The 25,523-nt window shown below is 39.4% G+C and carries 17 protein-coding genes; 1 reads left to right on the top strand and 16 read right to left on the bottom strand.

Annotated features, from left to right (window positions below; all coding sequences use genetic code 11):
* Window positions 1–65: 65 nt before the first annotated feature.
* From AC5SLP_RS04025 to AC5SLP_RS03990, 8 genes are all read right to left on the bottom strand, one after another.
* On the bottom strand, window positions 66–740 hold the full coding sequence (locus tag AC5SLP_RS04025; RefSeq protein ID WP_495253840.1) for a transglutaminase-like cysteine peptidase: 675 nt from the start codon (window positions 738–740) through the stop codon (window positions 66–68).
* A complete protein-coding gene (locus tag AC5SLP_RS04020) occupies window positions 740–10,468 on the bottom strand; it encodes a retention module-containing protein (RefSeq protein WP_495253839.1) in 9,729 nt (3,242 codons plus the stop codon). The genes AC5SLP_RS04025 and AC5SLP_RS04020 overlap by 1 nt, the downstream gene beginning before the upstream one ends.
* Window positions 10,469–10,667: 199 nt before the next feature.
* Window positions 10,668–11,282 (bottom strand): response regulator transcription factor, encoded by a 615-nt coding sequence (locus AC5SLP_RS04015; RefSeq protein ID WP_495253838.1) that lies wholly within the window; start codon window positions 11,280–11,282, stop codon window positions 10,668–10,670.
* Window position 11,283: 1 nt separating this feature from the next.
* A complete protein-coding gene (locus tag AC5SLP_RS04010; RefSeq protein ID WP_495253837.1) occupies window positions 11,284–12,609 on the bottom strand; it encodes an HlyD family type I secretion periplasmic adaptor subunit in 1,326 nt (441 codons plus the stop codon).
* A 5-nt stretch (window positions 12,610–12,614) separates the two neighbouring features.
* Window positions 12,615–14,771, bottom strand: a complete 2,157-nt coding sequence (locus AC5SLP_RS04005; RefSeq protein ID WP_495253836.1) for a type I secretion system permease/ATPase — start codon at window positions 14,769–14,771, stop codon at window positions 12,615–12,617.
* A 2-nt stretch (window positions 14,772–14,773) separates the two neighbouring features.
* Complete coding sequence (locus tag AC5SLP_RS04000) at window positions 14,774–16,735, bottom strand: bifunctional diguanylate cyclase/phosphodiesterase (protein WP_495253835.1); 1,962 nt, start codon at window positions 16,733–16,735, stop codon at window positions 14,774–14,776.
* Window positions 16,732–17,373 (bottom strand): transglutaminase-like cysteine peptidase, encoded by a 642-nt coding sequence (locus AC5SLP_RS03995; protein ID WP_495253834.1) that lies wholly within the window; start codon window positions 17,371–17,373, stop codon window positions 16,732–16,734. The genes AC5SLP_RS04000 and AC5SLP_RS03995 overlap by 4 nt, the downstream gene beginning before the upstream one ends.
* Window positions 17,374–17,411: 38 nt before the next feature.
* Complete coding sequence (locus AC5SLP_RS03990) at window positions 17,412–18,740, bottom strand: TolC family outer membrane protein (RefSeq protein ID WP_495253833.1); 1,329 nt, start codon at window positions 18,738–18,740, stop codon at window positions 17,412–17,414.
* A 298-nt stretch (window positions 18,741–19,038) separates the two neighbouring features.
* Between AC5SLP_RS03990 and AC5SLP_RS03985 the strand changes: the two genes are divergently transcribed.
* Window positions 19,039–19,620 (top strand): toxin-antitoxin system YwqK family antitoxin, encoded by a 582-nt coding sequence (locus AC5SLP_RS03985; RefSeq protein WP_495253832.1) that lies wholly within the window; start codon window positions 19,039–19,041, stop codon window positions 19,618–19,620.
* Window positions 19,621–19,648: 28 nt separating this feature from the next.
* On the opposite strand, the gene AC5SLP_RS03980 is transcribed toward AC5SLP_RS03985, so the two are convergent.
* From AC5SLP_RS03980 to AC5SLP_RS03945, 8 genes are read right to left on the bottom strand one after another with little or no spacing between them, the layout of a single operon-like run.
* Window positions 19,649–20,158 carry a hypothetical protein gene (locus tag AC5SLP_RS03980; RefSeq protein WP_495253831.1) on the bottom strand — a complete coding sequence of 170 codons (510 nt, stop codon included), beginning with the start codon at window positions 20,156–20,158 and terminating at the stop codon, window positions 19,649–19,651.
* The gene (locus AC5SLP_RS03975) at window positions 20,155–21,108 is read right to left on the bottom strand and encodes a hypothetical protein (protein WP_495253830.1); all 954 of its coding nucleotides are present in this window, start codon (window positions 21,106–21,108) and stop codon (window positions 20,155–20,157) included. Before AC5SLP_RS03975 ends, AC5SLP_RS03980 begins: the two co-directional genes overlap by 4 nt.
* The gene (locus AC5SLP_RS03970) at window positions 21,108–21,782 is read right to left on the bottom strand and encodes an ABC transporter ATP-binding protein (protein WP_495253829.1); all 675 of its coding nucleotides are present in this window, start codon (window positions 21,780–21,782) and stop codon (window positions 21,108–21,110) included. The genes AC5SLP_RS03975 and AC5SLP_RS03970 overlap by 1 nt, the downstream gene beginning before the upstream one ends.
* Window positions 21,782–22,891 (bottom strand): ABC transporter permease, encoded by a 1,110-nt coding sequence (locus AC5SLP_RS03965; protein ID WP_495253828.1) that lies wholly within the window; start codon window positions 22,889–22,891, stop codon window positions 21,782–21,784. The genes AC5SLP_RS03970 and AC5SLP_RS03965 overlap by 1 nt, the downstream gene beginning before the upstream one ends.
* Window positions 22,881–23,069 (bottom strand): hypothetical protein, encoded by a 189-nt coding sequence (locus AC5SLP_RS03960; RefSeq protein WP_495253827.1) that lies wholly within the window; start codon window positions 23,067–23,069, stop codon window positions 22,881–22,883. Before AC5SLP_RS03960 ends, AC5SLP_RS03965 begins: the two co-directional genes overlap by 11 nt.
* Window positions 23,066–24,115, bottom strand: a complete 1,050-nt coding sequence (locus tag AC5SLP_RS03955) for a nitrous oxide reductase accessory protein NosL (protein WP_495253826.1) — start codon at window positions 24,113–24,115, stop codon at window positions 23,066–23,068. Before AC5SLP_RS03955 ends, AC5SLP_RS03960 begins: the two co-directional genes overlap by 4 nt.
* A gap of 23 nt (window positions 24,116–24,138) precedes the next feature.
* Window positions 24,139–24,981, bottom strand: a complete 843-nt coding sequence (locus tag AC5SLP_RS03950) for a tetratricopeptide repeat protein (protein ID WP_495253825.1) — start codon at window positions 24,979–24,981, stop codon at window positions 24,139–24,141.
* Window positions 24,978–25,520, bottom strand: coding sequence for a CopD family protein (locus AC5SLP_RS03945; RefSeq protein ID WP_495253824.1), 543 nt, complete (start codon window positions 25,518–25,520; stop codon window positions 24,978–24,980). Before AC5SLP_RS03945 ends, AC5SLP_RS03950 begins: the two co-directional genes overlap by 4 nt.
* Between the last annotated feature and the right edge of the window lie 3 nt (window positions 25,521–25,523).

Genomic DNA, 25,523 nt, shown 5'->3' with positions numbered 1-25,523 from the left:
GCATGATGTGAAGCGTTTTCGTGAAGCGTTTGACTATGTATTAAGCAGTAAACTTTAAGTTCGCTTTATCGCTTGGTCTCTCCGAAATTTTTTACATGTAAAAACGCAGGTTGCCACAAGAACTCTTTTTGATTGCGCCCTAGCATCTCAACATAATTTTTAATTCCTCTGCGTGATGGATTGCGTACAAGTTCATTGTTTTCAAGCTTAAAATAGCCCTCTTCGTTCATACACTCTTTGACTTTTAAATCATAGCGTTTACTCAGTGGCAGAATTTTAAAGCTGAGATTATCGAGGACTAAAGGCTCAGTATGCGGCTTTTCAAAAAAAAGAAGTACCATATGGTAACTTCCATTGTCCATGTCTTGAACAATGCCTAGCGCCATCTTTTTAGGGTCAATCCCTAAATCTTTAAGCGTGTAAAACTTAGCAATTACGTAGTCTTCGCAATCCCCTCCTCCGTTTTCCAAAAACTCCCAACGACTCGCCCAATAATCCTCACTGCGATACGTCTGCTCATCATACGCACCCACAAACGCATTGATGTAAAAATTGACCGCTTCCAGTTTTACATGTAAAGGTTTAGAACTCGTTTCATTCATAAAATGTTCATAATTTTTAAAAATAGCTTTGGATTTTTCGGTATGTAAAGAAGAAAAAAAAGAGGAGGAGAGCCTAAACTCCCCTCCCAAAAGGCTTACATGTAAAAGCATGAAGCCAAGGATGACTTTAATGAGCATTAATTAAAGTCTGTATGAACAACAGTGTCTTGTACATCAATATGGATAGGTGTTGTCACACCACTCACATCAACATTGCCTTCATAGCGTGTAAAGCCAGCTTCAACGCCTGTTTGATCAGAGGCATGTGTCCATCCTTGTCCTGTAACAGTATCATCATTACCACCCAATATCTTGAGTACTGTATTTGCATCATCCGTAATGCTTAAGACATCCTTTGGATTAAGGTTTTCAAGAGAAACACTTGCTTTAGTGAGATCCAGTACTTCAATGCTATTGACTTTAGTATCTAAGTCAGTAATCTTACTAAAATCAACCGTGTCATTGGATGTGAAGAGCAAGGTATCAGTACCCGTTCCTCCATCAATGACAGTATCTGCTGAGTCGTAAACCAAGGTATCATTTCCAGCACCACCGTAAAGTTTATCCGCTCCTGTTCCGCCATCAAGGTAGTCGTCGCCATCCCCGCCATTAAGCGTATCATTACCTGCACCACCATAAAGATGATCATTTCCAGCACCGCCATTAAGCGTGTCATTGCCATCGCCACCGTAGAGGGTATCATTGCCATCACCACCGTAGAGGGTTACACCACTATTTGATGTCGCAACCAAGATATCATCACCTGTCGTTGCAGTCGTACTACCGTTTGCAAAGTTGAAAGTCAAATTAGCAGTTGCAGTATCACCATCGGCTTGTGCAAGGGTGTAGGTAAAGACATCCGATTCACCATTAATTGTTTTAGTATCGGTTGAAGTATGAAGTGTATATTTGTAATCTCCACTGTCTGTATTCATCTCCAACTTTCCATAAGTCCCATCAATTGTAATCGTATGATCTACAATAGTAGTTTGAGTACCCACTTGTGTGATCTTCGCACCCTCAGAGCCTAGTGCATCGTTGGTTAAGACATTACCCGCGATAATTCCTGCGGCTAAGACTGCTGCTTCTGCACCGACATTGTTCCATGCTTCAGTAGACGTAACTGTTGTCGTTGTATACGATTTTAAGTCAGATAAGTTAACAGTTAATTTTGAACTATTACCAGTGCCACTAGTATTATCGTAAGCAATGACTGTCATGTATTTATAGTAACCACTTGCTACATTATCAAATGTCAATGTTCCATCTGCCCATGTAGCATGCTGACTGCTAACCAATGACCAAGAACCATTACTATGATATTGTAATGTTGCATCGTGAGAATTATCTATTTTTACATAAATTTTATCACTATTGATCCCATCTGAATGCGCATTAGCTGTATCAATCGCTACACGTACAGAGCCAGTTTGAGTCATATTAAAATAGTCAGAATAGGTCGTTGAAGAATGATTATTCTTTGCGGTAATTGAATCATTATCCCAATTAATTACATTCGATTCTGATATCAATGGTGATGTCGTCGTAACAACTGCCACCGTATCGTCTACGGCAGTCACTTCACTGCTATCTGCTACAATTACATCAACGGTTGCAGTCGCACTTGCTGTCTCACTGTTAGATGTCTCCGTTGCTGTCGCTGTAACCGTCAATGTGTAAGTGCCATTTTCTGCATAAACTGGCGTTGTAAGCGTTAATGAACTGAGTGTCCAACCCGTCACATTGATTACCCCATCACTCCCTGCAGTAGCTGTATTGGTACCATCGGTTAAGACAAATCCTTCACCTAAACCGCTAATAGTTGTGCTCAATGTTTCCGAATGGTCTGTGTCCGTCAAAGCAGAAGAGACATGAAGTTCAGTTGACCTTGTTGTATCATCGACTGTAACCGTTGAGGAAGAAACCTCTTTATCAAAGGTAATAGAGTGAATCAAATAGTCATCTCCCGCACCAGGAGCATAGAACACAACTTCATCAAAAGCAGAGTCTGGAGAAAGCGTTACCTCGTCTTCAATGCCATCACTTCCTCCTGTATATGTCATCGTATCAAGGAGTGTTCTCTCACCATTAACCGTACTGTAAAATTCAACGCCATACGTTTCATCTTTATTTAACCATGCAAAAGAAACATTAATAGATGTCACAGCATTATCAAATTTAACATCCAAGGCTTCTGATTTGCCGTTATTCAAATAACCAATTTCAGTAGGATCTGCATCTCCTAGAGTAGCTCCAACAACACCAAATCCACTATGTGAAGGATCAGTATTTTGGCTAATGGTACCCTGTGTACCATCTGCCTTCAACGCAATAACCGTAAAACCGTTGCCTAATGACGAAACGTTAGAAAGATCAATGGTTTGAGAAACAACACTTGTTCCTAAGATACTGACCGTTGGGGTATCGGCTACGGCTGTAATTGTAATATCTAAGGTTGATGTTGAACCTGTATTGGTCTCATAGGTGACGTGAGGAACATCGCCACTCCAGTTATCAACTGGCTTGAACGTGTAATCACCATCGGAACCGATCGTTAATGTTCCAGAAGCAAGCGTAACCGTCTCACCTGCATTATGGGTCTCACCACCGATGGTAAAGGTTTTCACAGTGAGGGTATTATCCACATCACTATCATTCTTTAAGACATTACCTGTAGCAGCATTGTCTTCATAGACGGTATTGGTATCTGCTTTTAAGACAGACGCGTCATCAACTGGGTTTACATGTAACGTCACGGTTGCAGTATCTGTGCCACCATTGCCATCACTAATCGTATAGGTGAAGGTTGCATCGCCATTGTAGTTATCTGTTGGATCGAAGATAATAGACGTAATGTGTCCATTACCATCGTCTGTCGTTGTAAGTGTACCTTGCGCTGAATCTGGTGGAGTAATACCCACGATACTTAAGGTATCGCCATCGACGTCACTGTCGTTTGCGAGTAATGTACTTGCATCGATGATCAACGGTGTATCTTCATTCGTAACCAAATGGGAAAGCCCATCGGATGTGCCTGAGAGTACATGGTATGTGTTACCACCATCGTCGCTAAGTGCTACTTTTAAAACAGATCGTTCTCCTTGATCCCAATACACGATGCTAATATCATGTGTACCGCTTTCAGCAACAGTGAAACTAGCACTTGTCGTTGTAGCTGGTGCATGATTACTATTGGATGAGGAAACCAAAGAACCATCAACATAAATAGCATAACCGTCGTCAGAATAAACTTGGAAGTTATAATTACTACCCGCATTCAATTCAATCGATCCACTCAATTTGATAATAGCATCAGAACCATGATCGCTATTTATGCTTTCATTCGTAGCATTTGAGCCTAAGAAAGCTGCTAAATTTCCAGTTGTTCCTAAACTAGTATTAAACAACGCGGTAACACCATCACTTTTTAATCCATAATCAAGCGTCGTTGCTGTAAACGTAGCATCAGGCGTTGTTTTATCGATAAAATTCTCTACTTGAGCAATGTTACTTAAGTTAGCTCCATCAAGATTACTACCCTCATGATAGACGTAGTATTGGCCACTAAGTCCGCTAATCACATAAGTATCATCCCCTGCTACTGGCGCTTCATTGACATTTTGCTCATTGAGTGTTACACCTATTGTTGTCATTACCGTTTCATCACTCGCCCCTACAACAAGATTGTGTTGATTACTGAGTGCTTCATAGTCATTGGTAAATGCATTAGAACCTGCTTCGGTAAGGGTAATCTCACCTGTCGTAGAATTGATTGCAAAATAACCGGCATCATTACCACTCGTGATAGAATATGTAACATGATCATGTGTGTCAGCATCTATTGCAGCAACTGTACCAAGAACCGTATCAGCAGCACTGTTTTCATTGTAGTTAAAGCTATATGCCTCTGTTTGTGGCTTCGTATGATCATCAGTTGTCACAAACACTGGTGCATCATTGACTCCGTTAATGGTAATGGTTGCAGTATTTGATGTTGTTGCAGTGCCATCCGTTACCGTAAAACTGTATGTAACAACAACACTCTCACCATCATCTAAGTAATTGTAATGCGATGGGTCTACAGTCACAACACCGTCTGCTGAAACACTCAATCCTCCAGCATCTGTGTTACTGGTAATCGTTGCGCTGTTTGCAACGTAGCTAACCGTATCACTGTCAACATCATGAGCATTAGAGGCACTTAAAAGGTTGATAGTATAAGCATCATCATCCTCCGTTGTCGTTGATGTTACTGCACTAACAGTTGGGGCATCATTAAGTCCATTAACGGTAATGGTTAAGTTAGCTGTACTAGAATCGCCATCTTTATCTGTAACGGTATAAGTAAATGTTTCTTGAGGATGATCAGTTGTCCCCAATGTTTGAGCATTGGCATTAAGCGTATAAGTATATGCTCCTGTTGCACTGTTGTAAGAAAGCGTACCATAAGTACCTGTAACCTCGTTGTTTGTCGCATTGCTAAAGGTAACAGAACCAATGCCATCAGCTCCTACTGTGTCATTACCTAAAACGTTACCCGTAATACTGCCTGCATCTTCATCAGTTGTTTTCGTATCTGCAACAGCAATAGGTGCATCATCTTCAAAGCGAATCGTACTGCTAATATCAATTGTCGCAGAGTTACTATCACCATCACCGTCCGTAATCGTTGCAGTTAGATTTACCAATCCTGAAGCAATGCCCGTAACATCATCTGGATTTGTCGAATCCGTATGCATTACAGCGCGTTGTTGATCGATCGTGACTTTACCTGCATCATCAACACTGAGTGTAAAGACGACAACGTCTGCACCACCTTCGCTGACAATGCCTTCAACAACACCGTTTGTTGTTACATGTAACGTTACTTCTTCACCTGTTGCAGTATCATAAAGACCTGTTGATTTGTTGGTATCAGCATTTAATGTATAGGCTATATTTCCATCACCATCTGCACCATATTTAAAGGTAAAGGCTGAACTAAAGTCACTGGTTGCATCTTTGCTCAAGTCACTCTCATCAACACTAAGAGCAGCTTTTTCTGCCCATATTGCGTCAATATTGACATCGTTATGATCACCATCTCCACCACCTGCAGTATCTTCCCAATTAAGATTGCCAGGTAAATTATTATTTACAACATAAGTATAAGCGCCTGAACTTGCATCGTAGTTAAGTGCTGTATTATCAAACAAGACGTGTCCAACGGCACTTGACAATGGGGTATTTCCATCAAGCGTAGCTTGCCATTCATCATTTACTTGAATAAAGCTAACGTTCGATCCATTATTAAGTGCTGAATTTGTATTATCACCATTAGGAATGATAAAAAAGCCGATTTGATCTGGTGTATAGCCAGAGATTGTCACAGAGGCTGCTGCATTGGTACCATGAACACCATCCCAAATCACAACACCCGTTGTTGGCTCTCCATTCACTCCTTTTACATAATAACCAAAACTGCTGTTGTAACCAGCAACAGAACTAGCATCATAATTGGTTATTGCCAATTCAAATGATGTTGGAAGAGTACCTGATGCACTCACGCTTGGTACATCATCAGTGATGTCAATCGTTACTGTTGCATCTGTACTTGAAACTGTGCCATCTGAAACACTCACTGTGAAAGAGTCTTTACCGATTTCACCATCGACTGGAGAAACATTGTTTACAGGATTCGTCAATGTATACGTATACGTAAATTGACCATTACCATCATAACTTGCAATAGTTACATCACCGTAGGTTGTATGAACATTTTCTCCCACAATACCCGCAAAATTATTGGACTCAACCGCATTAAATGTTGTACCTGCAACGGTAATAGATTTTATATCATCTAAGCCATCTACATCACCGATTGTAAAGGTTCCTGTTGCCTCAGTTGGATATGCTGAAGCAGACGCATGTGTACCTGTATCTAAGCCTGATTCATAGACTGTATCATTACTATTATCCTCATTTCCAGTATTGACTGTAATCGTTGGTTGGTCATTAACACCTGTTACCGTAATCGTTAAGGTATTTTTAGAGGTATCGCCATCGCCATCGGTCAAAGTGTAGGTAAATTTCTCTTTGAAACTATCTCCCTCTGCTAAAGTTTGGGCATTTGCATTTAAGGTATATGTATAAGCACCTGTTGTGTTATCGTAAGACAATGTGCCATAGGTTCCTGCAACTTCATTATGGATTGCATTTTTAAACGCTACAGAGCCGATGTCATCTGCACCAACATGATCGTTACTCACAACATTACCAGTAATGCTTCCTGCATCTTCATTAACCGTTTGAGCATCTTTAACTGTAATAGGCGCATCATCGACAATATTGACGGTTACTGTTGCACTGTTTGATGTATCGCCATCGGAAACGGTTACAGTAAAATGGTCTGTCTCTGTTACATATTTAACATCGGTTGTGGCAGAGGTTAATGTGTAAGTATAATCAAACGTGCCATTATGATAGCCTGTAATAGCTACTGTGCCATATGCTGTATTGACTGTTTGTCCTACAAGATCGGAGAAGTTATTAGCCGATGAAACTGTAAACGATGTGCCTGCAACACTGATGGATTTAATGTCATCTAACCCATCAGGATCACCAATGCTAAAGGTTCCTGTCGCAATAGCTGTTGTACCGTGTTGGTGCGTACCATCTGGTAAAGCAGATTCATACACCGTATCATTCCAGTTGAGGAAGTTACCTGTATCAACAGAAATCGTTGGAGCGTCATTAGCACCATTAATCGTAATGCTCAATGTTGACGTTGATGTTGCGCCATATTCATCGGTAATTGTGTAATTAAACGTTTCGGTCAATTTTTCACCAGTATCAAGACCATTGACACTACTGTCTAAATTATTTAAGACATATTCATATTTACCATTTGCTTGGTTTACATGTAAAACACCATACTCGCCTAAAACAAAGAATTGTCCAAAGTGCGGTTGAACTCCATTAATAGAAGCAACATCCAAATTCGCATTATGATCTACATCGGTATCATTGGAGAGTAGATTGCCTATTGCGCTAGGTTGACCTATCGTGTCACTTCCTGCTTCTGTAACGCTATTAACATCTGCCACAGCAACGGGAGCGTCATTGGTTCCTTGAATGGTCACTGTAATCGTTTGATCGACATAGGCACCTTTATCATCCGTAACTCGAATGGTATAGTCTTGAGTAACGGTGTCACCCTCTTTAAGGGCTTGTGTCGCAGTGAGTGTGTTATCAAGTGTATAGGTCCATTTGCCATTGGCATCCACGGAAATCGCTCCGTATATTGTGGATGGTGTTCCCTCCACACTCCATGTTTGGGTTGCATGATAATCGACATCACTTGCACTAAGTTGTCCTGAAATGGTTGCTACGCCTGCAACAACGCTACCATCATCGTTATTCCCTGCTTCAACAACCGTACCTACTAGGGCATCTGAGCCATTGGTAATTACTGGTACATCATTGGTTCCAACAACAGTAATCTTGATTGTTTGGGTATCTGTTTTTGGATTAGTAGCTTCGTTGTCGGTTACATTTACAGTAAAGTATTCTGTACGCGTTTGTCCTTCAGCCAACCTATCTGCGGCTGAACCTACTGTAGGATCAACGATATATTTCCATTCTCCCGTTACAGAATCAATACTTAATGTACCATAGAGTCCTACGCCTGTTCCATTCACGGACCATGTTGGATTTGAGTTATCAACATCGGATGCGATAAGTGTACCTGTCGCCTCAGTTGCAGCAACAATACTTCCATCATCAAGGTTACCTGCTTCTGTGGCTGTTCCGCTATGCGTACCTGAAATCACAGGGGCATCATTGGTTCCATTTATAGTAATCGTAAGTTGTGCGGTATCAGTTAATGGATTTCCTGCTTGATTATCGGTAACAACGTATGTAAAGGTCTCTTTGAGTGTATCCCCTTCATTAAGTGCATTGACCGATGTATTATTATTATTGAGGGTATAGAAATATGCTCCTGTAGACTGATTTATACTTAAAGTACCATACTCTCCTTGTATCACTAAATTTCCAAGGCCATTTGGTGTACTATCACTATTGCCATTCAAGTCTGATGTGATGCTTTTGACATCTAAATTACTGTTATCGACATCAGTGTCATTGGAAAGAACATGGCCTCCAATTGTAGCAAATGGAGTTCCAAGATCAAATTCTCCTTTGAAAATATTGCCATCTCCCATTTCTTTGATACTGTTCTCATCCGCTACTGCTACAGGAGCGTCATTGGTTCCGATAATGGTCACCGTAACTTCTTGGGTAGCAATAGCTCCTTTATCATCCATTACTGTGGCAGTAAATGTCTCTGTTTTAGTCTCGCCCTCAGCCAATTTATCGACTGCTGAGCCTGCAGTATTATCGATTTTATATGTCCAAACTCCTGTTGATGGATCAATCGCAAAGCTTCCATAGGTTCCTGTTGTATCCCCTGACCATGTCGCTGTCGCATGATGATCTACATCGGTTGATGTTAAGTGTCCTGTAGCATCATACCCTGCGACAATTGTTCCATCACCTAATGTGCTAGCTTCTTTTGCACTACCCATCGCATCTTCTGAACTTGATGTTATCACTGGTACATCATTTGTGCCAACAACCGTAATCGTTACTTCTTGTGTAGCAGTTGCACCTTGATCATCGGTAACAATGACGGTAAAGGTTTCTTGAACACTTTCACCCTCTGCCAATTGGTCAGCAGCTGAGCTTGGTGTTGAATCAACAGTGTAGGTCCATTTGCCTGTTGTAGCATCTATTGCAAATGTTCCATAAGTACCCGTTGATGGCGTTGCATTTTCATCAACAGACCATGTAAGAACGGCATTATAATCGACATCGTTAGCGTACATTGAACCTGTTGCTTGGATTGCATCAATCACCGTACCATTATCTTCATTTCCAGCTTCTGTGGCTGTTCCTGTAATTTGACTATCATCGGAGATCACAGGGGCGTCATTGGTTCCCATAATGGTTAAGGTTACTGTTGCAGGCGTACTGATAGAGCTTGCATTCACCCCATCGGTTCCATCAAAACCTTGTCCGTCGTTAGCCACATATTGGAATATAACCGTAGCAGTTTGCCCGACAGCAAGCACATTAAAGTCACCTGTAACCGTATAGGTTCCATCTGGGTTTACGATTACCGTCACAGGAGTGGTAATTATTTCGTTATTGACACTAACACTATCAGCAACGATTGTGTAGGTAAGAGGATTGCCATCAGCATCCGTTCCCGTTGCGAGGCTTCCATTAAATGTGTTTAGCCCATCCAGTGCTTCGAGTTGAGACGCCGTAACATCCGAAATAAGTGGGGAATCATTTGGATCAATGGGGGTACCGCCTGCATCAAATGCCAAGGCACCACCAGCGCCACCACCCAATGTACGATAATCTGCCGTTACGGTACTTTCGCTACCACCGGTCATATATTGTGCTGTTGCAAAACCTGACACGAGATTAGCACCGCCAGCCCCAGCTGCCGTATCACCTGCAGCCGTTGCTTCTAATTGGTTAATATCTTTACCGGCAAGTAAGGCGGCTTGAATATCGGCTACGCTTTGGTTGGAGTTTACCGCATCCATTGTATGCCCAGATACAACGGCATCTTGCCCGAATCCTTCTCCGGCGGCATAGACACTCTGGTCAAGGAGCACACCATCATTACCATTAAGGGCAATTTCACGACCATCGGCTAAAGCTAAAACGACATGAGAACCAGCACCTATAGTGCTTATAGTATCTTCAAAATTGATCGTATCGCCAACATGTAAAACTCTTTCTTCGCCCGATGCGCTTCGCGCAATAACAATCCCGCTTATTTCTTTGATTGTTCCGATAGAATGTGCCATCTGATCCCCCTTGATAAAGTTTAGATAAGGGATATTAACAAAGATGCAAAAGAATTACTATTGTACTTTGGTACAATAGGTAACACTTCTCTATCATGCAAAAATGAAGATGGATTTAAAGAGAGACACAAACACAAGTGTATTGATTGAATATATTTAACCCACGTTAGTGATGTATTGTAAGGATCAAACGCTATCCTTAAATAAGCAAGGCTAGAGCAAGACGGTCTTTAATACCCATCTTCTCATAAATAGAGCTAAGATGCGCTTTTACCGTGCGTTCAGTCGTTCCTTCTCTTAACGCTATTTCTTTATTGCTCAATCCTTCTTTGATTAAAAGCGCTACTTCTTTCTCTTTTAATGAGAGTTTATTCAAAAGTTCATGATTCGTATGTAACGCTTTTTTTTGAGAAGAAAGCGTTAAAATCATTGTCTGTATAAAATCAGGATACAACCAAACGTTACCATTTTGCACAACACTAATCGCCTCTTTGAGATAGACGGGTGACATATGCACATTGCCATATGCCTTAATGCCATATTTTAACAATGCAGAACCTTGCGCATACGTTGGTTTGGAACTAAGGACCACTGTTCTTAGGAGTGGGTATTTATCACGTATCAGTTCTAAAAAACCTTCAATGCCTTCTTCATTGTATTGCTTATCTTCAACCAATAAAATCACATTTACATGTAAAGAATCCAGCAAGGAGAGCAATGCTTTTTCATAATGACATACACATGTCTTTTCAGAGGGTAAAATCTTTTGCCACGCTTGAGTAATCTCAGGATTGGAAGAGTATAAAATAATCATTTTAGCGCTCCCTTAATGCATTTTGTTTTGCTTTTAAAATGGGCTTCAACAAATAATCAAGAACTGTTTTTTTGCCCGTTAAGATATCTACTGTTGTTGTCATTCCCACCATAAGCTCTAAAGGTTTTTCAGCGGTTCCTAAATGGTTTTTATCGGTTTTAATATGCACCAAATAGTAACTCTCCCCTTTTTCATTGGTAATGGTATCGGCACTAATGAAAACAAGCTTGCCTTTTAAGCCGCCATAAATGGAAAAATCATACGCTGTGAATTTCACCATTGCATCCAACCCTAACCGTAAAAAGGCAACATCGGAGGGTTTTATTTTCGCTTCGATAAGCAACGTATCTTCTGTTGGAACAATCTCTAGGATATCCATACCCGGTTTGACAACCCCTGAGACCGTATTGACAAGAAGCTGTTTAATCGTACCATCCACAGGGGCTCGAACCAATGTTCTTTGCACTCTATCTTCAAGGCTCGTTTGTACTTCTTGAAGTCGCGACATCTCCGCTACGGCTTCATTGAGGTCTTTTTTCGCTTTATTTTGAAAATCAAGCTCCGCGCCTGCTAATTTATTTTTAGCCTCCTGAATGGCAGATTGCACGCGAGGGATAGAGAGTTTAGCAGCATCTAAATCACCTTGAATAGAGCTACTTTGGCGCTTAAGTTGGAGTAGTTCCATCTCAGAAACCAACCCTTTCTGTGTCAAAGGTGCCATAATACCTAGCTCTTTTCTCACAAGGTCATAACTGTTTTGCAGTTGCGCAACTTTTGAGGTTAATTCTTTGAGTTCATTGCTTTTTTGATTTTGCTGTTCTTGCAACACCTGCAATGTCTTTTGAAGCTGCTCTTGGTTCGAATCATATAAGCTTTTTTCATACGCTATCTGACGTTTCATATCTTCATTAGTAGTTTCAATGCCATCAAAGGGTTGCCCACTTGCTTCTGCTGTGAGTCTGAGTGATTTTGCTTTAAGCTCAATATAGCGAAGCCTGCTTTCTCCATACGAGCTCGCAAATCCTTTGTCGTCAATTTTAAGGAGCACTTGTCCTTTTTTAACATGATCCCCCTCTTTGACCATAATTTCAGAAACAATGCCGCCTTCTAAGTTTTGAATGACTTGAAGTTGTTGTGAAGGAATGACTTTGCCCTCTCCGCGCGTCAGCTCATCAATTTCAGCAATACTTGCCCACGCGATTAACCAAAAAATAGCTATCACAATGACCCAAAGCATTCTACGTGAGGAGTTCGGAACTTTTTGTAAAACGGCCTCGCTGAGGCTGGACATAAATGCTAAATCATTTTCATTATAATTGTGTTTCATAGGGATCACACACCTTGTAATTTCGCAATAACGTCTGCTTTTTTGCCATCTAAAAGCACTCGCCCATTATCGATCACGATTAAGCGCTCAACCATATCTAAGAGTGTCATTTTATGCGTCACTAAAAGCGTTGTACGCCCTTGAATACTTGCTTCTAAAAGCTTTTTAATATGATTTTCCGAGGTATTGTCCAAAGAATTGGTTGGTTCATCTAAAAGCATAATAGGCGCATCGACTAAAAAGGCTCTCGAAATAGCGATACTTTGCCTTTGTCCACCTGAAACGCCATCGCCTCGTTCCAAAACGGGCATATCATAGCCTAAAGGATGGCCATTAACAAATTCATCCACGCCGCCCATTTTGGCCGCTTTCAAAATCGTTTCATCATCGACATACGGTGCTTTATAGACGATATTATCACGCACACTGCCTTGAAAAAGTACAACATCTTGAGGCACATATCCAACATTTTTACGTATATCTACAGGATCAATTTGGTTGATATCAATACCATCAATGAGCACAGAACCATCATCGGGAGCATAAAGCCCTAAGATCAGTTTTTCAAGAGTGGTTTTGCCCGAACCGTTCCGTCCTAAAATGCCCACATGTTCACCTGCTTTAATCACAAAAGAGACATTATCCAACGCTTTTTTATTGCTATCAGGATAGGAAAATGTGACATTTTTAAATTCTATTTTTCCCAAAAAGTGCTCGCGTCTAACAAATTTTTTACCATCTGGACGCTCACTGGGAAGTTTCATAATATCATCAATGGCCTTGTACGCGGTACGTGTCTGCTCGAAACTCGCAATCAGTGCAGCCACTTGCCCCATTGGCGCAATCGCACGCGAAGAGAGAATGACCGCGGCGATGAGTCCACCCATCGTCAGTTCCATCTCTTTGATCATATAGACACCCAAAACAACGACAACAATGGTATTGAGTTGAACGAGAAAAGAGGTAATGGTCGTAATAGAGTTGGATAAAATTTTTGATTTTAAGCTTCGTTGCGCAATTTCTCCACTTGCTTCTTCCCATTTCCACTGCGCATGCCCACCTGCGGAGAGCGTTTTGATCGTCTCCATCGCATTGAGGCTTTCAATCAAAATACCATTTTTCACCGCAGACGCCTGATACGTACTTTCAATACTTTCTTGCAACGATTTTTTAATACTCAATGTATAGATCAAAATAGCAATCATCAAGATTAAAGGAACGAAAACCAAATTCCCTGCAATGAAATGTATGGTAATTAAGAAAATAAACGCAAACGGCAAATCAATCAGTGCGGCTAAGGTTGAAGAAGTTAAGAAATTGCGAATAGAATCAAAATCACGCAAATTGCTCGCAAATGAGCCTACGGATTTAGGACGCACTGCCATTTTAAGATCCATCACTTTTTCAAAAATGATTGATGACATAATGACATCACTCTTTTTACCCGCAATTTCAAGAAAATAGGAGCGTAAAAACTTCAACACAATATCTAAGACATACACAACAAAGAGTCCTAATGCTAAAACCCATAACGTTTCAACGGCATTATTAGGAATGACTCTATCATAAACATTCATGGTAAAAAGAGGACTTGCCAAGACAAAAACATTGACCACCAAAGAGGCTAAAATGACATCAAGGTAAATCGATTTGGAACGTTTAAGTGTTCCCCAAAACCAACTTGCGCCATTGTTTTCAAGGATTTGGTTTCGATTGGTATCTGCCACAAACTCTTTTTTGAGTAAAAAGCAGTATCCGATGTACTCTTTTTCAAGCTCTTCGAGCGTCATGATATGCTCGCCCTCAGGAACGTCAGGATGAATCACTTTGACCTGATGTTTTCCCTCATCCACAAAACTCTCTAAAATACACGCGGAGTGATCTTTGAGCATAATAATACAAGGCAAAACTAAAGGAGAGAGATCATGCAAAGGTTTATGTGCAAGTTTGCTGATAAAGCCTGCTCGTTTTGCGGCACGTGAAAAAAGTGATTTGGACCCACCTTTGATGGAGAAGAGTTCAACCGAACCCAGTCCTTTTTCAATCGGCAATCCTGCTACAAGAGCTTCTGCGCTGTAAGGGACGTTATACAGTTTAGTAAAAAGTACCAAACATGACAATAAAGGGTCTTCGGTGTAATAATGAAGCGTTTCTGTCTGCATAGTTATCCTATCAACTTAGGTTCAGCGATGAAACTGCCTTGAATATATTTAACGCCCATTTGTGCCAATTTCTCTTTTTGCTCAGCACTCTCAACATTGGTTGCAATCACTTTAATATCCATACTATCGGTGATAATGCCAAGGGAGCGATTGGCTGAATCAATACCATTTTCACCCAAAAGGTCAATCATATATGACGCTTGCATTTTGATATACGCTGGATTAATCTGCTGAATCGTCTCTAAACTCTCACTATTAATCGCAAAATTATCAATGCCAAATCCATAGCCAAAACTGCGCACATACTTTGAAAATTTCACTAAAATTTCAATAGGCATATCCACAGAGCTTGGCATTTCAAAAAAGAGTTGTTCAATGCCCGTTTTTTTAAATCCTTCGACACTGTCTTCTAGCCATGCCCAATCGTTACTTTGCATAAAAATGTCCTTACCTAGGTTGATACAGACTGCTTTACATGTAAAAAGTTTTTGTGCTAAAACTTCGCGTGCGCGCTGAATGACATAATGGTCTAACTGTGCGCCTAGTTTCAGTTCCATAATCATTGGCATAAAATAACCTGCATTGTGTAGGTGGTTGTTATAATCTTGCAATCGCAAAAAAAGTTCGCTGTGAAAGACATCTGTTGGGGTTTGAATATTCACAACGTTTTGATAGGCTAATTTAAATCGTTTTTGATCCATCGCACTTTTAAGCTCTTGTGTCCAAGCTTCTTTACCCAAAACAAGTTGTTGATCGCCTGCTTGTTCAACAAAAGCATTAATGCTAAATGCCCCTTTTGCTTTTGAGGAAGTTAAGGCAAAATCGGCTTTAGAGAAAAGCTCTTTTGAATCGGATTGTGCAAAATATTTAGCGTAACCGATGTTAATAAAATGCTCTTTGGCATTCAGTTCAAACGTCTGGGTTAAATTTTTAATCATCTCATTGATTTCTTGGCAAAGCAGTTCAAACGCTTCTTGCGATGATGATGGAGCCAACACAGCAAAATCTGTTTCATTCAATTTAGCGCACACATACTCTTTTTGACTCTGTATCGCAGTTTTAATACACGTTGCCATCTCTTTAATAAACTGCTCACTCTTTTGGTACCCTAAAGTATGTTTGAGGCGTTCATAATCATTGAGTGAAATTAAAATCAACGCACCCTGTGCATTTTTAGCTTCGCTTGAGAGGTATTCTTGGAGTTTAATATTAAAATACCGACGGTTAAACATTTTAGTCACGGTATCTTGATAAAGGAGTTCATGGTATTTTTTGACAGCATCGGCCTCTTTTTCAAAAATTTCTTTGACTTTTTTGACCATGCTGTTCATCGCAAACACTACATTTTTAAGCTCTTTGGTGAACGGGATATCGTTTTGAAAGATAAAATCACTCTCCAAAATAGCTTCAGCTTGTTCTTTAACGCGTTTTAGTGGTTGCAAGATAAGTGACAAAATGAGTTGTAGTGCAAAGAAACCGATAATTGAAACACCCGTAAAAATGACCACGACATCTTTAAAAATAGTCCACAATTGACGATACGCATGACCGCTATTGAGTTGAACGGATAAAATACCAAAAGGCGTCCATCCAAGCATGATCTGAGACGTAGCCACAGGAGGAACCACTTTGATGTGTTTCACAAACCACGCAGGAACATCCGCAACAACAACATCTTGCGTTTTTTCTACTAAAATCTTTTTATTCATATCTTCAAGTGTAATTTTTTCATAATATCCGCTGTCAAAAACGGAGTTTATCATTGTTTCAGCCATAGAAGTATCTTCAGGTGATGCAATTGAACTAATCGATAAGCCCAATGAATTTGCTGTATGCAAAGCATCGGTATAGGCTTGTTCTCTGACGTATTCATTTGAACTTTGAAAATTAAACCACATGACACCTGCAAAAATCAGTGTTTGAAATATAGACAAAACAATAATAATCTGTTTAAAAAGCGTCATAATCCTTCTCTCCTAATCTTATCTACCAACTCAAACCATTTTTTGTTTTTTGCCATACCCGAAGGTACAACTTGCCCTAAGCCTTGTTGTTTTGCCAAATAAAGAGCATCACCGTTAAAACTATAAACAGGCGCCAAATCGTTTCTTTGAGTTGCTGGTAAGATTTTAAAATTAATATTATCAAGAACCAGCGGAACCGATGTCGGTGTCTCAAAATACGTTAAAACCATATGCGCTTGTTGATACTTCAGCGCTTTAACATACGTAAAAAAGAGCTTGCTAGTAGGAACTCCTAGCTGTTTTAGCGTAAAATACTTGGCAATAACAAAATCTTCGCAGTCACCTGCCCCTTTGCCGATAAACTCCATGCGTGTCGCCCAATAATCCTTTTGATGCCAAATCTCCTCATCGGAGGCAAAGCGCATTTGATTAAAAAAGGCATTCACTTTGTCGAGTTTTTCAGATTCGGTGGCAGCATGAAGCGAAACCATGAGCGTGTTAAGAGATTCAACCCTTCGCTTCGCTGCGCCACCGTATCTCTTTTCAACTTTAACAAGAACTTCTTGCGTGAAAAATTCTTGTCCCGCATAAAGAGCTAAAGCGATTAATGTTATGACAATAACTATTTTTTTGCGCATTCTTTTTAGCTCTATTCCTCGTTATATAAAATGACTAACTAAAATTCAACACTTTTGCTTGAGCATGTTTGAACATGATACGTTTGCGCGAAATCAGGCTCAAAATAATCTGTCAAGACACCCATATTATCTAATAAACGATATTTAGCATATAAAAGTGTCGCTTCAGCTGTTGCTAGAGCTTGTCTGGCTGAGTAGTACTCACCCTCGGCATCCAGCAAGTTAATCAAATCACGTTTTCCAATTGAAAACTCTTGTTGGTACGCATCCAAGGTTTTTTTACTGTAATCGGTATGTTCTTTTAGAAGTTCAATACGTTTTTGTGTTGATTCATAGCTTTCCCATGAAAATTTAACACTTTCAGTCAATTCGCGCTCAATGTTTCCAAGCGTTTCATTTTCTTTCAGTTTTAAAACACTGTATTTTTCTTTAGTTAAAAGGTCAGAACCCTTATTATATAGGTTGTAACGAAGTTTCAAGAGCGCTGAATATTTTTCCGTTCTACCATTAACGCCATCAAGGTCGTCGCCTCTTGTACCTGCAAGTTCAGCATCAATTTTAGGATAAAATGCTGCTTTGCTTCCTTCAAAGAGAGCATCGGCTAAGAGAACATTGGATTGTTGGACTCTGACAGAAGGATTACATACAAGACTTTTTTCCTTAATTTTGTCAAAGTTGGTGGGGATGGTTGATGCAAAAACAGGTTTGACTAAATCATCGGCATCCAATTTTTGGCCGTATAGTTTTTCAAACGTTGTTACCGCATCTTTATAGTCGTTTTCTTGCGCAATGAGATTGGATTGTGCAAGGGTATATCTGCTGCCTGCTTGTTGTGTCTCAGAAAGTCGTCCAAAACCCGAGTCTGAACGCTCTTTAATTTGTTTAAAAATAGCCTCATGTGTTTTGACATTTTCTTGTGACAACACAAGAAGCTCTTTTTGTTTTAGAAGCATTATGTAAGCATTAACATATTTTAAAATGGTTCTATCTGCCCGTTCAGCCACACCAAATGCAGCGGCATCAAGTCTGTTCTTTTGCTGTTTGATGGTGTTTTCAGTTAAAAAGCCGTTGAAGATATTTTCGGTTAAAACCAAAGATGTTTCATTCATTGAACCATCGACTCTGTCTTGGTTGGTTGATGGACTCTTAACATTTTGGTACCCGTAAGAGCTGACCAAATCAAGTGTTGGGAGATAACCATTTTCCGCAATGTCGTACTCTTTTAATACTCCATTATAAGTTTCTACACTTTCTTTAAATGTTGGATTTGAAGAAAGAATAGATTTAGCCCCTTCCTCTAATGTTAAAGAGAAAGCAACAACTGGAAGGCCGATGACCATTAAAGACAGAACTTTTGCGAGATTCATAATCTCCTCCTTCAAGATAAGCTTGATTAAAGTTGGTGAATACTTAATACCTTCATAATAGCACTTTACTTTTTGTTATTCAAGATAAAGTGAGGATTATAAGTATTATTCCAAAGGCATGTTACAAAACCATTACATGTAGCTTGTATAAAAACAAAAATTAGTTAATAGTTTTTAACTTTACAACAAGAAAGGATAAGTAAATGGCCGTTTCTCATGCCAAAAGACAACAGACTCAAAAATCTTTTATTAACAATGACATGCTATGATTTCATCTCAAAAAAACAGGGAGAAAAGCATGAAATGGTGGCTAATTGGGCTGATGAGTATCACTCTTTTTGCAGCAGACAAATATTATCAATACGGTGATTTAAATGAAAGGTATGATGGCGCTCTTGTTGAAGTCAAAACACAAGCACTCGCAAATGGTATCGGACAGTTTTATTATGATTCAGGAAAATTAAAAGGCGAAACCCCTTTTAAAAATGGTATCAGAGAAGGTATTGGCAAAACGTATTACGATTCAGGAAGGCTCAAAGGAGAGACACCTTTTCATAATGACAAAATTGAAGGCATGAAAAAAGAGTACTATGAATCAGGCACTCTACTCAGTGAAACTCCTTTTGTAAACGACAATGCCGAAGGTCTTGCAAAATTTTACTATACAACAGGAACCTTACAAGGCGAGAGCTTTTTTAAACACAATAGAGCAGACGGCATGACAAAGCTCTACACTAAATCAGGCAAGCTTATTCGAACCATTGAGTTTAAAGAAGGTATTGTCATAAAAGCCTTTGACTATAATGCCTTAGGTGAAGCAAAAGCGATTGATCCAAAACTCGTGAAAGTGGAAGCAGACGAGAATACCACAGCAGAATAATCCTTCGGGATTTTCTGCGTTAATGCGTTTAAATTTTATTCTCGAGCAATAGTGCGTTTATCATAGGATGGAGCATCGTTTCACCGCGAATGGCAAAAAGCCTAATCTCATCAAAATAATAATCCGCCTTACCGTAAAGTCGAATCTCATACGCCCCAAAACCATACCCAATCGGTGATGCAGTAGTTCTAGAGTACCACGCATTTTTAGCCAAAATATAACGCTCTGTATCTTCCGTATAGACCCAAACAGTGATGGAATCTTTCTCTTTTTGGCGGTTCAACCATAAACATAAACATCCAAGGTCATCGAAAAAATAGGTCGTGCCGTCTTCCATAATCGCTTGCGCGGAATTAAATAAAGAGCGAATAGGCGTGCCACACTCACTGCACGCGTACTTTTCAAGGTCTATTTCCAAAGGTTTCTTTTCAGGATTGTAATGACTAAGGACAATTAAGTCCTCTTTAACATCAATGCTCAAGAGCAAAATAACCAAAATTGAGCCTAAAAGGGCAAATGCGAAAACAGACTTCATCATAAAAAGACTCCATTTTGCCAATAGTATTTCAATACATAAAGGCTACAAATGACAACCGTTACACTAAGAAAGAATGAGGAATATTTGAACATGTTGTCATATTTTTTATGGGTGATGACTTCAATAAGAAAAGGACTAATGCCAAAAAAGATTCCTAAAAACAAAGAACCCCAAATGATGTACCCTATATAAAAATACTCTCGTTGGAGCATGCAATAAGGACATTTGTGATTAGGCAGTTCGTAAATGTATGTCCCAAAAAAATAGGTAATGGCATAGTAAGCGACAAACAAAAATAACACATTACATGTAAAACTAATGGAAGCATGTTTGAGATAATTTAGCATCAAAATGACGCCAAAAAGTGCGTAAAAAAGGACTAATAACATCGTTTGCGTATAGCCAAAAGGAAGGCTTGGCGCTTGAAACACTGTGGAACAACAAAAGACGGGAACGGTTAGAGGAATATTGGAAAAATACAAGACCTCTATGACGCCCTCTAAAAGAACACTCGCAAATAAAAGCGTGAAAAGATAGTATTTGTATTTTAAATAGGGAAACGTGATTGACTTTAAATCGAGTTTATTAATAATCAGCCAAATACCAAAGCCGAAAATAATCAGTATTTTAAGCAATAATAGAGGATTGCCATAATGATTAGACCCAACCACACCCGCTGAACACATCGCTCCTGGGACAATGCCTGAGAGCGCATTGAGTGATTGTACAAAGAAGATAAATAAAATTACTTTACACACAACGGCAAAATACAAAATGGTATTAATGAGATAATTTTTTTTCTCTAGGGTATATTGCAATGCAGTGGTTGCATTAAAATCCCAATAGCGTAAAATCTTGACAATATGCACTTGGCTGATTGCCATTAAAACGGCTAAAATCAACTCAATAAAAAGAAAAACTAAAATTTCATTCGATAAAAAGATAGACATTACTGTATCGCCCCATCTTGAATGTGTACATACCTATCGACACAAGCAAGATTATCAAATAACACATCATGGGTTGCGATAATTACGGTTTTATGAAGCGCTTTAAATTTTTGCAATATCTCAATAAATATCAAAGAATTCTCTTTATCCAAATTGGCGGTAGGCTCATCCGCTAAAATGATATTGGGCTCCATAACCATCGCTCGTGCAATAGCACAACGTTGTTTTTCACCACCGCTTAGATTGAGCACTTTTTGCTCTCTTTTATGCTCAATGTTAGCAATACTGAGTGCTTTTTCTATTTTTTGAGCCATTACAACTTCGTTTTCTTGCAGCAAAGCAAGAGGTGCTTTGATGTTTTGGTAAACACTTAACCCACTTAACAGATTAAACGATTGAAAGATAAATCCAATCTCTTGATGTCTGTAGTGTGATGCCATAATATCGGGCAATTTAGCAATGCTCTGCCCATCAACGATAATATCGCCATCACTGGGTTTACTAAGTGCGCCAAGGAGTGAAAGCAAAGTACTCTTACCACTGCCACTGACCCCTTTTAAAATGATAATTTCACCATCGTCTATCTCTAAATTAATATTTTTAAGCGCATAGAATTCATTGGGTTGGTTTTGATTATAGACCTTATTGAGGTTTTGAATGACTATTTTTTTCATTATTTAATGGCCTCACTCATATCGCTGATGGCTATTTTCCAAGACGGGATGATGACAAATGCTAAAAAGGGGATGACCCCAAAAATGAAAATCAAAAATAACACATTAACATCCACAACAGGTGTCAAAGAGATGGTATTGGTAAACATACTACCTAAAAATATCTCCCGCAATAAAGGCGCATTGAAGAAGAACACATAGACATACGCACACGCGATTCCGAGTAAATACGCACTCAGTGCTACGACAAAATTTTGAATGAACTTCAAAGCGATAATATCTTTAATACAAAAACCTATGCTTCGTAAAATGGCTATCTCTTTTTTCTTTTCACCATACACAAGGCTAATTTGGTTTTTGAGCAAAATGAAGAAAGAGACCATAGAAACCACATACATCACCATAAAAATACCGCCTTTATAGTAAAAAATATGCTGATACTCTGCTCGTATATCTTCTTTTGTCGTGGCTTTCATGCTCGGATACAGCTCAACGATTTTAAGAGCAATTTGCCCTACTTCATTGTTGTTAGGAACAGTAACATACATTTTGGAGTATTCATTATTTTTAAGCCCTAACACTCTTCGTGCCGTTAAATGATGCAGATATATGACATCGTTTGAAATGATAGTGGACGTTTTGGGGGCGACCTGTGTGATATGCATCTTAATGATGCCATTTTCTGTAATAAAATGAAATTGGTCTTCATAATACAGCTCGCTCATCGCCTTTTTCACACCTTGTCCTACCATCATTTCGTTTCGTTTCAGTGTGTCATTGGTTAAAACGTGAAAATAAAGACGTTGTTGCGCAAAATAGTAGTATCCATCAATCGCACCTTCTACTTTGCTCACACCCGCGATTCTGGAGATTTCATCCATTTGGTCTTCATCCACTAAAAACGCTTTGCCCGCTCTGGTATCTTCTACGACAATATCAGGCTGAGAAGCGATGCTTTGCAGGATGTCAAATTCCAAAGAGTGTGAGATAAACAAAACGGAACTTAAAATAAAAACGATAAACGAAAAAATCAAAAAACTAAAGAAGTGGTCTGCACGGTCTTTTAGCAGTAAAATAATGGCGTAATCAATAAAATTTTTAGTGAACATAAACAAACCTTTTATATTCAACCATGCGAAAAGCAAGTGATGGTTCGTTCACTTTGACTTCGGCGGAAAGTGAACGAATCTCTTGCACCTTTTGCGCTTGGTCGTAGTGGGCATGATGCAATGCCAAAACACTATAAATGAAGGCAAAAAAAGCAATGAGCGAATAGATGAGTCTCATAAGTTTTGCACAAGCGCTGTGTCGATTTCATCAAAGGCAACCACTTTTTGACCATTGTGGTCGCGTGCGAAGGTTAAGGCATCTTGTTCTGTCGAAAAAGGAATCAATTCATTCCCCATCGGACCATAAACGTTAGAGCCCATCACATAAAAAGCTTTTTGCGCTTCCAGCTTTTGGATTTTGTAATAATCGGTGACATAGACTTTGTCAAAATGATTTCGCTCGACAATAATGTACTTCATCAAATCTTTGACGCCATCAAAATAGAAATTTTTACCATTGATTTCAATCATGGCCGCCCACTGAGGATTTTTAGCGACAAACATACCGCAAACAGGGCATTTAGCGTCTTTTGGAACGTCTATTTTTGAAGCCATTTTTAACGGAGTGTTCGTTCTTCCTTTATCCCACAGATAGATGGCAACGGCTTGGTACTGGCCTTCGGTATCTAATTGGCAGGATTCTTTTAAAGATGCTTTCAAATCGGCAATGGTTTGAAAGGAGGCAACGTTGATTTTATCGCAAGCCTCTTCGTACATTTTTTGACCCATTTTATACATGCCCTTCTCTTTTTTAGCTTGTATCATGGCAACATCATTTTTAAAGTCTTCACCCGCCATCGCATACGCTTCTTCAAAAGAGACAACCTTACCTCCGTTTTGAACCGCAAAATCATTGGCATCTTCCTTGTTTGCAAAGGCATATTTACTTTTCATACTCATGGTTCCAGGTTGGTTACTGCCTACGACATAAAAGGCTGTTTTGGCATCAACGAATAAAAGCGTTTTGGTATCAACCACTTTGGCATCATCTGGCACAACACCTTTGGTGGATTCAAACAAACAATGCAACGAACAATACTGATGGTTCGCATGCGTATGATTGGTCTTGTAAAATTTTGCTAAATCCATCCCGCAGTTAGGACAATACGCTTTGGCATCTCCTTTTTGAATCAAAATCGCTTTCTCTTTTGGGACACTTTGAAACATCTCTGCATTTAAAATACTGAGCATACTCAGTGCTATCAAAATCAATCGTACTATCATGGTTTCTCCTTTTACATGTAAATCTATTTTTGTGTGATCGTATCAAGCAATTTAACGTTATCACAACTAATGCTCAAGCCCTTATCACAGCTTTTTTGAAAGAGGTCATGTGCTTTTTGATTATCCGCATTGACGCCTTTGCCTTCCGCATATAAAATGGCAAGATTGTTGCACCCTTTTGCGTATCCAACATCACAAGCGATTTCATAAAATGAGCTTGCTTTTTTATAGTCTTGTTTAACGCCTTTACCTTCAGCATATAAAAAGCCTAAATTGTCGCATCCCGTACCATCTTTTCCATCGCACGCTTTTTGATACAGTTCGCTGGCTTTTTTATAATCTTTTGCAACGCCTTTGCCTTCAACATATAAAAAACCAAGATTGCTACAACCGACTAAATCATCACTCTTACAGGCTTTTTGGTATAGCTCACTGGCTTTCTTATAATCTTGAACAAACCCTTTGCCATCAGCGTATAGCAACCCTAAATTATTGCATCCTGTGCCATCATCATCGTCACACGCTTTTTGATACAATGCTCCCGCTTTGGTATAATCTTGCGTTACCCCTTTCCCTTCGGCATACAAAAGTCCTAAGTTATAACAGGCCGATGAAAAATTGTTGTCGCACGCTTTTTGATAAAGCTGAATTGCTTTTTCATAGTTTTTTTCCACTCTACCCGTGCCTTCTGCGTATAAGACACCTAAGTTATAACAACCAGAGGCTTTGCCATCATTGCACGCTTTATCGTAAATTTCGACCAATTTTTTGTGATCACCTTTTTCTTGTGCATCGATGCCTTCTTTAATGAACCCCGCATGCGCTAAACCCACACACACCATGAGCATCAAAAGTTCTTTTTTCATATCTGTCCTTTATTCTGTTGTATCGCTTTGCAAGGTTGTTTTTGGAGTGTTGCGATTTTGTAGATAATCACGCCAAAAAAGATGATCGTGCATAATGAAAAGAGTAACACTGTCTCTTTGGTAATCACAAAAGCAACAATTAAAACCGATAGCAACGTGGGAACCTCATTGTACGCTCTAAAAAACTGACCATTGTGGAAACACTCATTCTTTTCAAGCTTCACTCTGTAATATTCCATACTAAAGCTATACAATGTTAAAAAGACCAAAACATAAAGCTTGGTATGCATCCAAGGCTGTGTGAGAAGATAGGAGTTGATAGACAATAAAAGCGCGCCACTGATAATCGTCGCCCAAAACGAAGGCAAACCAATGTATTTATAAAGCTTATATTCTTGCACTTTCACCACTTCCACAAATCCCGCATTATCCATATGTTCGACGTGGTAGACAAACAATCTGGGCAAATAAAACATCACTGCCATCCATGACATAAACGCCATCACATGGAATCCTAGGATGTAGCTATAATATTCCATTCA

The organism is Sulfurospirillum sp. E15m (assembly GCF_059415145.1).
The sequence above is the reverse complement of the archived record's forward strand: the minus strand, read 5'-3'. Positions and strand labels throughout refer to the sequence as shown.

Bases quoted from the DNA above. Each gene is read 5' to 3' on its own strand.
- AC5SLP_RS04020 (WP_495253839.1), bottom strand. From the start codon at position 10,468: ATGGCACATTCTATCGGAACAATCAAAGAAATAAGCGGGATTGTTATT.
- AC5SLP_RS03955 (WP_495253826.1), bottom strand. From the start codon at position 24,115: ATGATAGTACGATTGATTTTGATAGCACTGAGTATGCTCAGTATTTTA.
- AC5SLP_RS04025 (WP_495253840.1), bottom strand. From the start codon at position 740: ATGCTCATTAAAGTCATCCTTGGCTTCATGCTTTTACATGTAAGCCTT.
- AC5SLP_RS03980 (WP_495253831.1), bottom strand. From the start codon at position 20,158: ATGATGAAGTCTGTTTTCGCATTTGCCCTTTTAGGCTCAATTTTGGTT.
- AC5SLP_RS03950 (WP_495253825.1), bottom strand. From the start codon at position 24,981: ATGAAAAAAGAACTTTTGATGCTCATGGTGTGTGTGGGTTTAGCGCAT.
- AC5SLP_RS03945 (WP_495253824.1), bottom strand. From the start codon at position 25,520: ATGGAATATTATAGCTACATCCTAGGATTCCATGTGATGGCGTTTATG.
- AC5SLP_RS03970 (WP_495253829.1), bottom strand. From the start codon at position 21,782: ATGAAAAAAATAGTCATTCAAAACCTCAATAAGGTCTATAATCAAAAC.
- AC5SLP_RS04005 (WP_495253836.1), bottom strand. From the start codon at position 14,771: ATGCAGACAGAAACGCTTCATTATTACACCGAAGACCCTTTATTGTCA.
- AC5SLP_RS03995 (WP_495253834.1), bottom strand. From the start codon at position 17,373: ATGCGCAAAAAAATAGTTATTGTCATAACATTAATCGCTTTAGCTCTT.
- AC5SLP_RS03960 (WP_495253827.1), bottom strand. From the start codon at position 23,069: ATGAGACTCATCTATTCGCTCATTGCTTTTTTTGCCTTCATTTATAGT.
- AC5SLP_RS04000 (WP_495253835.1), bottom strand. From the start codon at position 16,735: ATGACGCTTTTTAAACAGATTATTATTGTTTTGTCTATATTTCAAACA.
- AC5SLP_RS03965 (WP_495253828.1), bottom strand. From the start codon at position 22,891: ATGTTCACTAAAAATTTTATTGATTACGCCATTATTTTACTGCTAAAA.
- AC5SLP_RS03990 (WP_495253833.1), bottom strand. From the start codon at position 18,740: ATGAATCTCGCAAAAGTTCTGTCTTTAATGGTCATCGGCCTTCCAGTT.
- AC5SLP_RS04010 (WP_495253837.1), bottom strand. From the start codon at position 12,609: ATGAAACACAATTATAATGAAAATGATTTAGCATTTATGTCCAGCCTC.
- AC5SLP_RS04015 (WP_495253838.1), bottom strand. From the start codon at position 11,282: ATGATTATTTTATACTCTTCCAATCCTGAGATTACTCAAGCGTGGCAA.
- AC5SLP_RS03975 (WP_495253830.1), bottom strand. From the start codon at position 21,108: ATGTCTATCTTTTTATCGAATGAAATTTTAGTTTTTCTTTTTATTGAG.
- AC5SLP_RS03985 (WP_495253832.1), top strand. From the start codon at position 19,039: ATGAAATGGTGGCTAATTGGGCTGATGAGTATCACTCTTTTTGCAGCA.